This is a genomic window from Streptomyces sp. NPDC090083, from assembly GCF_044747445.1.
Taxonomy (GTDB): domain Bacteria; phylum Actinomycetota; class Actinomycetes; order Streptomycetales; family Streptomycetaceae; genus Streptomyces.
The window spans coordinates 151,125-164,833 of sequence record NZ_JBIVED010000014.1 but is presented as its reverse complement, the minus strand read 5'-3'; the positions used below and the strand labels follow the sequence as shown (position 1 = coordinate 164,833).

Sequence of the window (13,709 nt, the reverse complement as noted above, 5' to 3'; positions counted from 1 at the left end):
CGCGACGTCCGCGGTGAAAATGGACCACCAGTGGTGATCACCGCCCACGCGCACCCGCCGCCGCCCGCCCTAGCTTTGCGACATGCCGATGCAACCCTGGTTCCGCGATGCCAAGTTGGGCATCTTCGTCCATTACGGGATCTACGCCGTCGACGGTGTGCCGGAGTCCTGGTCCTTCTACACGGGCCAGGTGCCGCACGACCAGTACATGCGGCAGCTCGACGGGTTCACCGCCGCGCGCTACGAACCCCGCGCCTGGGCCCGGCTGTTCGCGCGGGCGGGTGCCAAGTACGCGGTGCTGACCGCCCGCCACCACGACGGTGTCGCCCTGTGGGACACGGCCCACGGTGACCTGGACGTGGTCCGCCGCACCCCGGCCGGCCGCGATCTGGTCGGGCCGTACACCGAGGCGCTGCGCGAGGAGGGCCTCAAGGTGGGCCTCTACTACTCGCACTCCGACTGGAACCACCCGGACTACGCCAGCACGGTGCACCCGCGGCCGGCGGACGAGGAGATCGGCGCCAACCCGTACTCCTCCGCACGGCCGGGCCACGAGGACCCGGTCGCCTGGGCGCGCTATCTGGCCTACCGCGACGGCCAGGTCGGCGAGCTGGTGGACCGGTTCCGGCCCGACCTGCTGTGGTTCGACGGCGAGTGGGAGCGCAGCGAAGAGCAGTGGGGGATGCGGGAGTTGGCGGAGCTGATCCTCGCCGGGAACCCGGACACCGTCCTCAACGCCCGCATGCTGAGCCGGGGCGACTACGCGACTCCCGAGCAGGGGGTGCCGCTGCACGCCCCGGACGGGCCCTGGGAGTTGTGCATCACGGTCAACGACTCGTGGGGTTTCCAGCACGCGGACGAGCACCACAAGTCGGTGCGGCAGCTGGTGCGTTACTTCACGGAGACGATCGGGATGGGCGGCAACCTGCTGCTCGACGTGGGCCCGAAGGAGGACGGGACGATCACTCCCGCGCAGACGGAGCGGCTCGAGGGGCTCGGCGCGTGGATCGCCCGGCACCAGGAGGCGGTGTACGGCACGGTGGCCGGGCTGCCCGCCGGACACCACTACGGTCCGAGCACCCTGTCCGCCGACCGCCGCACGCTGTACCTGGTGTGCTTCGACCCGCCGCGCGAGTCGGTGTCGGTACGCGGGCTGCGCACACCCGTGAAGCGGGTCACCGTGCTCGGCACCGGCGCCCCGCTCGGCCATGACGTCATCGGCGGGCTCGGGGAGGTGCCGGGCGTGACCTGGATCGACGCGCCGGGTGCGGCGGACGTGGACGAGGTCGCGACGGTCCTCGCGGTCGAGCTGGACGGGGAGTTGGAGGTGTACCGGGGCGCGGGGAGGAACTGAGGCAGGCGGCGCCGGTGAGGGCCCGCGACGGCGCCCGGCCCGCGCCCTGCCGAGTCCACCACGCCCCTGCCGGCCTCAGGTACCGCCCGCCCCCGCCCGAACCGCCCTGGGGGACGCCCCCAGTTCGCGTCGGCACGCTTTGTTGAAGGCCTGGAGGTCGCCGATGCCGACGGCCGCCGCGATGGCCGGGACGGACAGCGTCGACTCGCGCAGCAGGTGCCGGGCGCGCTCCATGCGGCGGTGCCGGATGTAGGCGACGACCGTGGTGCCGGTCTCGGCGCGGAACAGGCGGATGAGGTGGTTGTGCGAGACGCCGGCCGCGTACGCCACGTCGGGGACGGTCAGTTGGGCCGCGAGGTGCGACTCGATGTGCGCGACGGCGAGGGCGACCGCCGGATGGGGTCCGGAGGCTCCGCCGTCCGCCGGGGTCGCGAGGTCCGCCACCCGCCAGAGCAGGGCCCACAACTCGGCAGCCGCACGGGCCGGGTTGCGGGGTGCCGCCGCGACGGCCCGCTGCATCAGGTCGGTGAGCGCCGGGGTCCGCGTGCCGGCGTCCTGCATCACGGGAACCGTCAAGCGCTCACCGGCCGACGGGAGTTCCAGGTGGGCGAAGAGGTGCTCGGACCGGCCCCGGTAGTGGAACCGCACCAGCGCGCCGGGGGGCACGAGGCTGACATGGCCGGGCCTGATCGCGTGCGCCACGCCGTCGACCGTCAACTCGGCCTCGTAGCGGTACAGATGGAGCTGCCACAGGTCCGGCAGCCGGAACACGTCGCGCGGGCTCACCGTCCCGTGCACTCCGACGCCCAGGCTCGCCACGCGCGGTGGGGCGTCGAGGCCGATCCGTACGTGGGTTCCGGTGCCGTTGATCGCGTTCACGGTGAAAACGTACCAGCGCCCGACAGGGGGCCGGCGGCTGTCAAGACTCTTCGGGGCGTTCGGGTGTGATGTTCCCCTCGTCGGCAATACCGAGGCCGTAACAGGGCATCCGGATAGGGCACATGCCGTGTGGCCGGACCGGAAAAAGGGGCGCCAGTGGACTCGACCACGACCGTGATCGTCATCGTCGCGGTGCTCGCGCTGCTGCTGCTCGCCGTGGCCCTCGGAGTGTTCGTGCGGCTCGTCCGCACCCGGCGCTCGATGCGGCGCGCAGGGCTTCCCACCGGCCCCAAGTGGGTTTTCTGGGGTGCCGTCCTCTACTTCGTGCTGCCGACCGACCTGATGCCCGATCCGGTGTATCTGGACGACATCGCCGTGCTTCTCCTCGCTCTTCGCACGATGCGCAACTCCCTCGGCGAGCAGGAGAAGGGGTTGCCGAGCGAGCTCGACGGGCCCCGCTGAGCGCGGCGCGCTCCTTACTTTGACTACGGAGAGTAAGGAAACCATTCACTCGTTCGATTCGTATAAGTCTCTGGAAGCAGACGGAAGTCAGCGGGCCAAGCGACCTCGCAGGGTGGCCACCGCTTGCACGAGGCAGTACCGACGAGGGAGAGACGATGCAACCGTTCGCGCTCAACTACGCTCGCCCGGCAGCACAGTTGGAGTTCACCGCTCCGTACAGCTACGACTCCGGACTGCAGTTGAACGTGCTCGCCGACGGACGGGTCGCCGCCCATGATCTCGCTCTGCTGAGAGAACTGGGGACCACGACGTCCACCGCGGGATCGAAGACTCACTTCGACGACTGAACACGGAACGACGAAAATGACCGTCCTGGTCCTTACCTGCGAAGAGGACGTCACGGCGGACATGGTGGTGGTCCACCTGCACGCGTCCGGCGTCCCCGTGGTCCGGATCGATCCCGCCGATCTCACCGGCGGGGTCGCGCTGTCCGGGGAGTACGTCCACGGAGCCTTCCGGGGTCATCTGTCCGCCGGGGGGCGGCTGGTGAGCGTGAGCGGGCTGCGCTCCATCTGGGTGCGCAGACCGGGCACCCCGGCGACCCGCGCGCCCCAGCCCTCCGCGTGGCTCACCGAGGAGGCCTCGCAGGCGCTCTACGGCATGCTCCGCGGTTCCGGCGCCCGCTGGATGAACCACCCCGACGCGTCCCGGCGCGCCCGCCACAAGCCCTGGCAGCTGCGGCTCGCCCAGCACAGCGGACTGCCCGTGCCGGCCACGCTCATCACCACGTTCCCGCAGGCCGCCCGCGAGTTCTCACGGCGTTTCCCGGACCTGGTGGTGAAGCCGGTCTCCGGCGCCCATCCCCAGGATCCGCCCCGGGCGGTGCCGACGAGCCGGGTCGCGCCCGACACCGACTTCTCCGCCGTCGCGTTCGGCCCGACGCTGCTGCAGCGCCGGGTCGCCAAGCGCGCGGACATCCGGCTGACCGTGGTGGGCGACCGGATGCTCGCCGCCCGCACGGCCACCGCCCCGGACGCCGACCCCGGCGAGGTCGACGTCCGTTTCGCCACCTCCGCGCAGCCGTGGCGGCCCGCCGAGGTCCCGTCGCGGATCGCCGAGGCCGTCCTGACGTACATGCGGGACGCCGAACTGGCCTACGGCGCCTTCGACTTCGCCGAGGACGCCGACGGGACCTGGTGGTTCCTGGAGTGCAACCAGTCGGGCCAGTTCGGCTTCGTCGAGGCGGAGACGGGCCAGCCGATCGCCCGGACGATCGCGGACTGGCTCGCGCTGCCCGCCGCCTCGGAGCGGGAGGAGCTCGTCAACGGGTCGGACAGCGCCGCCACTTGAGCAGGAACGGTTCGCCTGAGGCGGGGAGAGCGCCCTGGGTCAGGAGTGGCGCTCCGCCCCGTACGTCCCGAGGAGGCTGCATACGGCGTCCTCCTCAACTGCCCTTACTTTGGCGAGCAGTTCCGGGTTCCCCGTCTGGTTCACCTGAGTTGTCAATGAGAAAGTGAGGGCCCGTCGGCCGTCGGGGGTCGCCGCGATCAACTGTGTGTAACCGAGGGTGTTCCCGGTATGTCCGAGTACGACGCCGCATTTCGTGTCGTACCGGAAGAGGGCGAGTCCCGCGCTGTTGCGGCCGGGGCCCGCCGGTTCGGAGGCGCCCGGGATCCAGTGCCGCTGCTCCCGCACGGCGGCTTTCGAGGTGAGGGCCCCGGCCGCGTAGCCGCTGATGAACGCGGCCAGGTCGCCGGGCGAAGAGGTGATCCCGCCCGAGGCCCACACGCCCGACATGCCGATCGCCTCGCTGACGTCCTCCGGCCCGGACGGATCGCCGACCGCGTAGCCGTGCATGTACGGCTCGGGCATCTCGTACCCCTGCGGCAGGCTCGTGTCGCGCAGCCCCAGCGGCCGGTACACGTCCCGACGCAGCAGATCCTCGTAGCGCACGCCGGTCGCCGCCTCGGCCATCAGCGCGACGGCGATGTTGTCGGAGTTGGAGTAGCGGTACCGCGAGCCCGGCGTGAAGCGCAGCGGCTCGCCCGCCACGAAGTCGAGCAGGCGCCGGGAGTCGAAGTGATGGTGCGGGTCGGCCTGGAGGAGGCCGCGGAATCGGGGGCTCTCGCTGAAGTCCGGGAGGCCGCTGGTGTGTTGGAGTAGCTGGCGCAGGGTCACCTTGCGCCAGGCGCGGGGCTGGTGGGGCAGCCGGGCGCCGATCGTGTCGTCGAGGGAGAGCCGGTGTTCCCGTACGAGGCTCAGGGCCACCGCTCCGCTGAACGCCTTGCTGGTGCTCGCGGTCCGGGTGTGGTCGTCGGGTGCGAGGGGGCGGCCGGTGGTGATGTCGGCGGTGCCGGCGGTCAGGACGCGCCGGTGGTCGCCGTCGCGGAGCACGACGACGACACCGGGCGGGCCGCCCGGCTCGGCGACCAGTGCGTCGAGGCCGCGCTGGAGCGAGTGGTCGTCGGCCGCGGCGGGCGACGCGGGTGCGAGGGCGCCCACGCAGGTGGCGACCACGACGGAGACGAGGCGGAGCGGGAGGGGCATGGAGTGTCCTGGGGCAGTGGGGGCAGGGCACGACCAGAATCCGGGGGCCCGCCCGTGCCCGCGCGGGCGTGTGCTCCATCCGGCCCCTCCCCCTGTTCGCCGCCCATGGTGTTGCCCCGTCGCCCGGGCTGTGCCGTAATCGGAGGACCCGTGGTACGGATCTTGGCGGTGCCGTGCCGCGCCGGAAGGAGCGGCTGGGATGGACGCGTACGGTGCCGGAGACGGTGTCTCGGCCGCCCCGGGCGGGCTGCTGGACCTGTTACGGGTCGCGGCCGTGGTCCTGGACGGCGGCGGGTACATCACGCTGTGGAGCCCCGAGGCGGAGCAGTTGCTCGGCTACTCCCCCGAGGAGGCGCTGACCCAGCGCGCGGACCTGCTGCTGGTCTCGCCCGACGACCGGGTCAGGGCGCGTGAACTGTTCGCCCAGGTCGGAACGGGCGCCCGCTGGGCCGGGGTGTTCCCGCTGCTGCACCGGGACGGGACGGAACGGCCGGTGGAGTTCCGCACGATGCGGCTGCGCGACAGCCACGGTCAGCCGCATCTGCTGGGGCTGGCGGCGGACGCCTCGACCGTACGGGGCGTGGAGCGTGACCTCGCCCTCTCCCACAGCCTGGTGCGGCAGACGCCGGTGGGCATCGCGGTGTTCGACACCGATCTGCGGTGGGTCGGGGTCAACCCGGCGCTGGAACGCATCAACGGCGTGCCCGAGGAGCGGGTCGTCGGCCGCCGGGTCGGTGAGGTGCTGCCCGGCCTGGACGTGGCGGCCATCGAGTCGCGCATGCGGCATGTGCTGATAACCGGCAAGCCGCTGCTCGACCAGCAGACCGTGGGCCGGACGGCGGCCGACGTCGTGGACCGGGCGTACTCGGAGTCGTACCACCGCATCGAGGACGCGCAGGGCCGGGTCCTGGGACTGGCGATGGCTGTCCTGGACGTGACCGAGCGGGAGCAGGCGGCGGCCGAGGTCGCGCAGGCGCGCCAGCACCTGTCCGTCGTCGCGGAGGCCGGGGTGCGGATCGGGACGACGCTGGACCTCCAGCAGACCGCGCGGGAGCTGGCCGACGTCGCCGTCCCGCACGTGGCCGACCTGGCCGCCGTGGACGTGCTGGAGTCGGTCGTCACGGACGGCACGATCACTCCGGTGACCGAGGACGCGCAGGTCGAGTTCCGCGCGCTGGCCGTCGCCGCCGGCTACCTCACCGACGCGATCCACGCGGCGGACCCGGTGGGCGAGCTGGCCACCTACGGCCCCAACCGCATCATCACCCGGTGCGTCCGCGAGGCCGGACCGATCCTGGTCGAGCGCGTGGACCCGCCGACGATGCGCCGTATCGCCAGGGACGGCCGCGCAGCCCAGACCCTGCGCACGGCGGGCGTCCACTCCTATCTCGCCGTCCCGTTGATGGCCCGCGGCGAGGTGCTGGGCACGCTGAGCCTCTACCGCACCGTCAACGAACGCCCCTTCGACGAGCAGGACCGCGTCCTCGCCTCGGAACTCGCCGCGCGGGCCGCGATCTGCATCGACAACGCCCGCCTCTACGGCCGCGAACGCACCACCGCGCTGACCCTGCAGCGCGGCCTGCTGCCACCCGCCCCGGCCCGGCAGGAGGGCCTCGACATCGCGGCCCGCTATCTGCCGGCGCTGAGCGAGGTCGGGGGCGACTGGTACGACGTGCTGCCGCTCGGGCCGGGCCGTACCGGACTCGTCGTGGGCGACGTGATGGGAAAGGGGGTCCAAGCCGCCGCCATCATGGGCCAGTTGAGCACCGCTACCCGCGCCCTGGCCCGACTCGACCTGCCTCCGGCCGAGTTGCTGCACCACCTCGACGACCTCGCGGGCTCCCTCGGCGACGCGATCGCCACCTGCGCGTACGGTGTGGTCGACCTCGGGCGCGGCACCTGCGAGCTGTCCAGCGCCGGGCATCTGCCGCCCGTCCTGATCCGCCCCGACGGCGCGGCGGAACTCCTCGACATCCCCGGCGGAGTGCCGCTCGGCGTCGGCGGGGTGGCGTTCGGGACCGCCCGGGTCGACTTCACCACGGGCGCGCTGCTCGCCCTGTACTCCGACGGTCTGGTGGAGAACCGGGGCGAGTCCATCGATGTCGGACTGCACGCGCTGACACGGCTGTTGCAGAGTTCCCGCCGCCCGCTGGAGCAGACCGGCGACCTGTTGCTCAACGCGCTGCGCCCGGAGCCCGACGACGACGTGGCACTCCTCCTGGTCCGCGCCACCGGCTGACCGGTCAGGCGCCCGTGGTCGATCCCGGGCGAATGATCATGAGGACCGTGACGGTGGCCCACAGGAGGTTGAAGATGCCGGTGAACATGGCGAGTTGAACGGTTCCCGAGCGCTCCACGGGCGTCCGCGCGCCGACTTGCTCCAGGAGTTCGTCCTGGCGCGGCAGCACGAAGGCGATCAGGATGCCGGCCGCGACCGCGGTGAGGGTGATGGAGGCGATGAGCCAGCCGCTGCCCAGGACGCCCATGGCGGAAGCGGTCGCGAAGCCGAAGAGGGGCACCGCCAGCCCGACCGCGCCGTAGACCCGGCAGATGCGATGCAGCAGTCGTACGGTCGTCACGCCCGCGTCGGGACCGTCCGGGCCCGTCAGGGCGCGGCGGGCCGCGGGAGGGAACATGCTGGCCGCGACGGTGACGGGGCCGACCGCGACGATGGCGGCCAGGACGTGCAGAGTGAGAAGGATCTTGGTCACCGGCCCAGGCTAGGGACCTCCGGCACGGGAACACAGTGGCTGAAACGACAGCTTCCGACGGATTCTCGCCACCAGCCCTGAGAAGGTGATGAGGGCCGAAGACGGCGTCACGCCCCTGGCGGGAATCCGCCTATCGTGGTGTTCATGCACACCGTCGCGATCCTCGTCCTCGATCATGTGGTGCCGTTCGACATGGCGACACCGCTGGAGGTGTTCGGCCGTACGCGGCTGCCGGACGGGCGGAGCGCCTACCGCGTGCGGGTGTGCGGAGAGACCCCGGACGTACGGACGGACGGGTTCGCCCTGCGGGTCGACCACGGACTCGAAGCGCTCGCGGACGCCGACACCGTCATCGTGCCGGGCCGCTCGGAGCGGGCCGCGCCGCCCTCCGCCCGGGTGCTCGAAGCACTGCGGGAGGCGGCGGCGGCCGGGACCCGGATCGTATCCATCTGCGCGGGCGCCTTCGTGCTGGCCGAGGCCGGACTGCTGGACGGACTGCGCGCCACCACGCACTGGGTGGCCGCCGAACTGCTCGCCCGCACCTACCCGTTGGTGGAGGTGCAGCCAGACGTGCTGTACGTCGACAACGGCCAGATCCTCACCTCGGCCGGAGCCGCCGCGGGGCTCGACCTGTGTCTGCACCTCATCCGGCGGGACTTCGGCTCGGCGGTCGCCGCGGACGCGGCCCGGCTGTCGGTGATGCCACTCGAACGCGAGGGCGGGCAGGCCCAGTTCATCGTCCACCGGCACCCGCCCGTCCCGCAGGGCTCGACCCTCGAACCACTCCTCCGGTGGATCGAGGACAACCTCTCCCACGAGATCACCCTGGGCGCACTGGCCGCCCGATCCGGCATGAGCGAGCGGACGTTCAGCCGCCGCTTCCGCGAACAGACGGGCAGCACCCCGCTCCAGTGGCTGCTGCGGGCCCGCGTGCGGCGGGCCCAGTATCTGCTGGAGAACAGCGACCACACCGTCGAACGCATCGCCCAGCAGGCCGGGTTCGGCTCCCCCACCGCGTTCCGCGAACGCTTCCGCCGGGTGGTCGGCACCAGTCCGCAGGCCTACCGCTCGGCGTTCCACGGCAGGCCGGCCACCGCGGCGATGTCGTCCTGACCGGACTACGCGGCGGCCCGGCGGTCCGCGATCACGGTCTTCGGGGTGCTGCGTGCCGCCGCCAGCAGGGCGTCCGCCCTGTCGATGGCCTCCCGGATGCCGGTGGTGCCCGTCATCACGCAGAGGGCGTGCACGACGTCGTTCAACTCGGCGGCCGTCTGCGGGTGTTGCCTCTCCGCCTGGGAGATACGCAGCACCGCGTACCGGGTGAGCAGTGTTCTGACGGCCTTCGGGTCCGGCACCAGCACGGAACGCCCCTTTCTCGGTTTTCCCTCCGTGTGCCCGGCCGCCGCCGGACCAAGCACACGACAACGACACACCGGCGCGCCCTTGACACGACGCCACCGGTCTGCCGTCCCGGTCAGCCGTCAGGCGGCCTGCCCGCTGTGCAGTGCCGTGTACGCGCCGCCCCGGAGCAGGAGTTCGTCGTGCGTGCCGACCTCCAGGATCTCCCCGTCGCCCATCACCACGATCCGGTCGGCGCTGCGGACGGTGGACAGCCGGTGCGCGACCACGAAGGTCGTACGACCGCGCAGCAGCCGCGCGAGGGCCTGCTGGACGAGCGCCTCCGAGCGGGTGTCGAGCGCCGAGGTCGCCTCGTCCAGGATCAGCACCTTGGGGTCGCGGATCAACGCCCGCGCGATGGCGAGGCGTTGACGCTGGCCGCCGGAGAGTCGGGCCCCGCGCTCCCCGACCAGCGTCTCCACCCCGCGCGGCAGCTTCTCCACGAACTCCAGGGCGTTGGCGTCGCGCAGTGCCGTGCGGACCGCCTCCTCGTCGGCGTCGTCCATGCCGTAGGCCACGTTGTCGCGGATCGTGCCGTCGAAGAGGATCGACTCCTGGGGGACGACCGAGACGAAGCGGCGGTACGTGCGCAGGTCGAGGGTGTTCATGTCGGTGCCGTCGAGGAGCAGTCGGCCGGTGGTGGGGCGGATGAAGCCGATGACGAGGTTGAGCACGGTGGACTTGCCCGCGCCGGACGCGCCGACGAGGGCGATCGTCTCGCCGGGTGCGACGGTGAGCGTGAAGTCGTGGACGGCGGGCCGGAGTTGGTCGTCGTAGGCGAGGCCGACGTGCTGGAAGGCGATGGCCCCGCGCACTTCGGTGACCTCGGTCCTGCCCTCGTTGTCCTCCAACTCGGGTGCCTGGAGGACCTCGCCGACCGAACGGACCGATTCCAGGCCCTTGGTGATGACCGGGGCCAGGCTCGTGAGGGTCGTGGTGGAGTTGGTGAGCGTGGTCAGGAAGGCGCTCAGCATGACGACGTCGCCCGCCGTGACGCCCCAGACGCCGTAGTACGACACGAGGGCCGCGCCGGCGAGGACGAGGACGCCGACCACGTTCAGGACGACCCAGGCCAGGGAGCCGAAGCGGCCGTTGAGCAGGTCGAGGCGCATCCCCGAGGTGAGGAGGCGGCTCAGGGTGCCGTCCATGCGGCGCAGGGCCTTGCCCTCCAGTCCGTGGGCGCGGGTGACCGGGATGAGGCGGGTCATCTCCGTCACGCGCGAGGACAGGGTCTCCACCTCGTGCCGGAAGTGTTCGTTGTGGGTGCGGAGGCGGGCCCGCAGCCGGGAGACGAGGAGCGCGGCGACCGGTACGACCACGATGAAGACGGGCACGAACTCCGGTGTACGGAAGGCGATGATGACCAGGCCGCCGGTGAGCACGGTGATCGCGCCGAGCCCGGTCTCGGCGGTCTGCTGGACCATCTGCTCGACGGTCTCCACGTCCCGGACGACCTTGGCCTGGAGGACGGCGGCGCTGACCCGGGAGTGGTAGCCGATGGACAGCTGCTGCATCCGCGTGCACAGGGCCGAACGGAGGGCGGTGCCCATGCGGCGGACGCTGCCGTAGAGGAGGCGGACGTAGAGCACGTGCAGGGGGTAGTTGATCAGCAGGATGAACAGGATGATGCCGGTGCTCGTCCAGAGGCGGCTGACCGGCTGGTGCTGGACGACCGTGTCGATGATCGACGCGGTGATGAGGGGGAGCAGCCAGACAGGGCTGTGCTTGACCGTGAACACGGCGACGGCCAGGGCCAGTCGCCGTCGGTCGGCCCGGAAGAGGTAGGCAAGGGTGCGGATCGGGTGTTCGTCGCGGTAGCGGTGGTCGAGCGGTTTCTCCGTGGATGACGCCATGGACCGTGATCCTTCCTCTGCCACCGGGTGGCGGGCAAGCGCTTTCTACGCCGACCCGCCCCACGGCACCTCAGGTGTCACGGCATGCTCAGACGGCGTCCAGCTCCGCGATCTCCTCGGCGGAGAGAGCGAGTTCGGGCGCGGCGGCCGAGTCACGGATCGTCTCGGGGCGGCTGGCACCCGGGATCGGCACGACGACCGGGGACTTGGCGAGCATCCAGGCCAGGCACACGCGCTGCGGGCTGACACCGTACCGCTCGGCGATCCGGGCGAACGGCGCGTAGGCGGAGCCGAGTTCACCGGCGCGGGTGATGCCGCCGAGGGGGCTCCAGGGCAGGAACGCGATGCCGAGTTCGTCGCACAGCTCCAACTCCGGCTCGCTGGAGCGGAAGGCTGGGGAGAACTGGTTCTGCACGGAGACCAGGCGGCCGTCGAGGATCTCGTTCGCCAGCCGGATCTGCTCCGGGTTCGCGTTCGAGATGCCGGCCAGGCGGATCTTGCCCTCGTCGAGCAGCTCCTTCACCGCGCCCACCGAGTCCGCGTACGGGACCTTCGGGTCGGGACGGTGGAACTGGTAGAGCCCGATGGCCTCCACGCCGAGCCGGCGCAGGGACGCCTCGCAGGCCTCCTTCAGGTACGCCGGGTCGCCGTTCAGGGTCCAACTGCCGTCGCCGGGGCGGAGATGGCCGCCCTTGGTGGCGACCAGGACGTCCCCGCCCCGGTCGTGCGAGGCGAGGGCCTTGGCGATCAGGGTCTCGTTGTGACCGACCTCGTCGGCGTGCAGGTGGTAGGCGTCCGCGGTGTCGATCAGGGTCACGCCCTCGTCGAGCGCGGCGTGGATGGTCGCGAGGGAGCGGGCCTCGTCCGGCCGTCCCTCGATCGACATGGGCATACCGCCCAGGCCGATCGCACTGACCTCGACGTCACCGATGCGGCGGGTGTCCATGGGGGTGCTCCTCCTCCGGCTGTCACGCGGGACCGTGCCGTCCGGCGCCACCGCGGCCGGGTCTCGGGCACAGCGGGCAGGACGCGGTACCCAGCGTGTCGGGCCCGGGTCCACAGGTCCAATAGAAGAAACCGAATGGATCCAGCAGCGGGACTGCTCAATCGGGACCGCTCGATCGGGACCGCTCGATCGGAACCGTTCGATCAGGACGGTTCGATCAGGACGGTTCGGTCGGAACTGGCCGACGGGGGTTGGGGGTACCGGTTGGCTGGTGGGGATTCGGTTGGCGGGGGTGCGGTTGGCGGGGTTGGCCGGCGGGGGCGCCTCACCGGGGTTCTTCAGCGCGGGGCGACCTTGGCGATGAACGCCGTGAGGTTGGTGACGGTTCGCCGGATCTTCTCGTCCAGGGTGAGCGATTCGGGCATCCGGGCGCCGACGCCCGCGTCCTTCTTGCCCCGGACGTAGAGCGAGCAGGCGAGGTCGTCGCAGATGTAGGCGCCCACGGAGTTGCCCTGCTGCCCGGCCTTGCCCGCCTTCGGGGCGGTCATGAGGGAGACGCCTCCGGTGTGGGTGGTCATGCACATCGAGCACATGCTGCGCCGCGTCTGCCAGGAGGTGGAGCCCGGGCTGCGCAGGGCGAGCGCCGTCGGACGGCCGTCCAGCTCGATGACGAGGTAGGCCCGGTCCGGGGCCTGAGGGTCCCGCCAGCCGAGGAAGTCCAGGTCGTCCCAGGGCCGTTCGGCCAGGTCACGGGGGACGGCCAGGCGCTTGGCCTCGCCCTTGGTGCAGTTCACGAAGGCGGCGCGGATCTCGCGCTCGGTCAGGGGTTTCATAATGCCGAGGCTAGTTTGCCTAAAACCTTTAGGCAAATGCATAATAGGTTTCGCCGAGGGAGAGGAAGGTCATGGCCAGAGCAGGACTGACAGCGGAGCGGCTGACCGTCGCCGGGGCGGAGCTGGCGGACGAGGTGGGCTTCGAGCACGTGACCGTGTCGGCGCTCGCCCGGCGTTTCGACGTCAAGGTCGCGAGCCTGTACTCGCATGTGAAGAACTCCCACGACCTCAAGACCCGCATCGCCCTGCTCGCGCTGGAGGAACTCGCCGACCGGGTCTCCGACGCCGTGGCCGGACGGGCGGGCAAGGACGCCCTGGCCGCCTTCGCGGACGCCTACCGCGACTACGCCCGCGAACACCCCGGCCGGTACGACGCCGCCCGGCTCCGGCTCGACCCCGAGACCGCGGCCGCCAGCGCCGGGGTACGGCACTCGCAGATGACGCGGGCGATCCTGCGCGGCTACGACCTGGCGGAACCCGACCAGACCCATGCGGTCCGGATGCTGGGCGGCGTCTTCCACGGCTACGTCAGCCTGGAGCTGGCCGGGGGCTTCGACCACAGCGCGCCCGACGCGCGGGAGTCCTGGACCTGGATCGTGGACTCGCTCGACGCGCTGCTGCGCAACCGGGCCGTGCCCCCGAACTGACGTAGTCCTGGACCCACCCACCTCGGTTCCGGATCCGAGCGCGATCCGGTACCCGACCCGGCCGTACTCCGGACCTCCC

14 protein-coding genes are annotated in these 13,709 nt (G+C 71.6%); 7 read left to right on the top strand and 7 right to left on the bottom strand.

From position 1 onward, the window contains the following. Positions 1–82 precede the first annotated feature (82 nt). The gene (locus tag ACIPTO_RS36805) at positions 83–1,354 is read left to right on the top strand and encodes an alpha-L-fucosidase (protein ID WP_401199344.1); all 1,272 of its coding nucleotides are present in this window, start codon (positions 83–85) and stop codon (positions 1,352–1,354) included. Positions 1,355–1,429: 75 nt separating this feature from the next. Here the strand turns inward: ACIPTO_RS36805 and ACIPTO_RS36800 are convergent, their stop codons facing one another. Continuing rightward, complete coding sequence (locus tag ACIPTO_RS36800) at positions 1,430–2,233, bottom strand: helix-turn-helix domain-containing protein (protein ID WP_401199342.1); 804 nt, start codon at positions 2,231–2,233, stop codon at positions 1,430–1,432. Between the two features lie 156 nt (positions 2,234–2,389). Between ACIPTO_RS36800 and ACIPTO_RS36795 the strand changes: the two genes are divergently transcribed. The 3 genes from ACIPTO_RS36795 (at position 2,390) to tgmB (ending at position 4,045) form a co-directional block, all read left to right on the top strand. Then, positions 2,390–2,695 carry a YkvA family protein gene (locus ACIPTO_RS36795; protein WP_366315503.1) on the top strand — a complete coding sequence of 102 codons (306 nt, stop codon included), beginning with the start codon at positions 2,390–2,392 and terminating at the stop codon, positions 2,693–2,695. A gap of 155 nt (positions 2,696–2,850) precedes the next feature. Beyond that, positions 2,851–3,042 carry a putative ATP-grasp-modified RiPP gene (tgmA, locus tag ACIPTO_RS36790; RefSeq protein WP_328833722.1) on the top strand — a complete coding sequence of 64 codons (192 nt, stop codon included), beginning with the start codon at positions 2,851–2,853 and terminating at the stop codon, positions 3,040–3,042. A gap of 16 nt (positions 3,043–3,058) precedes the next feature. Next, a complete protein-coding gene (gene tgmB / locus ACIPTO_RS36785) occupies positions 3,059–4,045 on the top strand; it encodes an ATP-grasp ribosomal peptide maturase (RefSeq protein WP_401199339.1) in 987 nt (328 codons plus the stop codon). Positions 4,046–4,084: 39 nt separating this feature from the next. On the opposite strand, the gene ACIPTO_RS36780 is transcribed toward tgmB, so the two are convergent. Beyond that, entirely contained in the window at positions 4,085–5,242 is a 1,158-nt protein-coding gene (locus ACIPTO_RS36780) for a serine hydrolase domain-containing protein (RefSeq protein WP_401199337.1), read from the bottom strand. A 199-nt stretch (positions 5,243–5,441) separates the two neighbouring features. On the opposite strand from ACIPTO_RS36780, the gene ACIPTO_RS36775 reads away from it, so the two are divergent. Continuing rightward, on the top strand, positions 5,442–7,481 hold the full coding sequence (locus ACIPTO_RS36775; RefSeq protein WP_366315509.1) for a SpoIIE family protein phosphatase: 2,040 nt from the start codon (positions 5,442–5,444) through the stop codon (positions 7,479–7,481). A gap of 4 nt (positions 7,482–7,485) precedes the next feature. Here the strand turns inward: ACIPTO_RS36775 and ACIPTO_RS36770 are convergent, their stop codons facing one another. Beyond that, positions 7,486–7,953 (bottom strand): hypothetical protein, encoded by a 468-nt coding sequence (locus ACIPTO_RS36770; protein WP_401199335.1) that lies wholly within the window; start codon positions 7,951–7,953, stop codon positions 7,486–7,488. Positions 7,954–8,097: 144 nt separating this feature from the next. On the opposite strand from ACIPTO_RS36770, the gene ACIPTO_RS36765 reads away from it, so the two are divergent. Further along, positions 8,098–9,066 carry a GlxA family transcriptional regulator gene (locus ACIPTO_RS36765; RefSeq protein ID WP_401199333.1) on the top strand — a complete coding sequence of 323 codons (969 nt, stop codon included), beginning with the start codon at positions 8,098–8,100 and terminating at the stop codon, positions 9,064–9,066. Between the two features lie 5 nt (positions 9,067–9,071). Here ACIPTO_RS36765 and ACIPTO_RS36760 read toward each other — a convergent pair whose 3' ends face one another. From ACIPTO_RS36760 to ACIPTO_RS36745, 4 genes are all read right to left on the bottom strand, one after another. Continuing rightward, the gene (locus ACIPTO_RS36760; RefSeq protein ID WP_366315515.1) at positions 9,072–9,314 is read right to left on the bottom strand and encodes a DUF5133 domain-containing protein; all 243 of its coding nucleotides are present in this window, start codon (positions 9,312–9,314) and stop codon (positions 9,072–9,074) included. A 120-nt stretch (positions 9,315–9,434) separates the two neighbouring features. Beyond that, positions 9,435–11,204 (bottom strand): ABC transporter ATP-binding protein, encoded by a 1,770-nt coding sequence (locus ACIPTO_RS36755; protein ID WP_401199331.1) that lies wholly within the window; start codon positions 11,202–11,204, stop codon positions 9,435–9,437. Positions 11,205–11,292: 88 nt separating this feature from the next. Beyond that, positions 11,293–12,150, bottom strand: a complete 858-nt coding sequence (locus ACIPTO_RS36750) for an aldo/keto reductase (RefSeq protein WP_366315519.1) — start codon at positions 12,148–12,150, stop codon at positions 11,293–11,295. Between the two features lie 338 nt (positions 12,151–12,488). After that, positions 12,489–12,983 (bottom strand): FBP domain-containing protein, encoded by a 495-nt coding sequence (locus ACIPTO_RS36745; RefSeq protein ID WP_366315521.1) that lies wholly within the window; start codon positions 12,981–12,983, stop codon positions 12,489–12,491. A gap of 71 nt (positions 12,984–13,054) precedes the next feature. Here ACIPTO_RS36745 and ACIPTO_RS36740 point away from each other — a divergent pair, with 71 nt between their 5' ends. Further along, a complete protein-coding gene (locus tag ACIPTO_RS36740) occupies positions 13,055–13,630 on the top strand; it encodes a TetR/AcrR family transcriptional regulator (protein ID WP_366315523.1) in 576 nt (191 codons plus the stop codon). Positions 13,631–13,709: the final 79 nt, after the last annotated feature.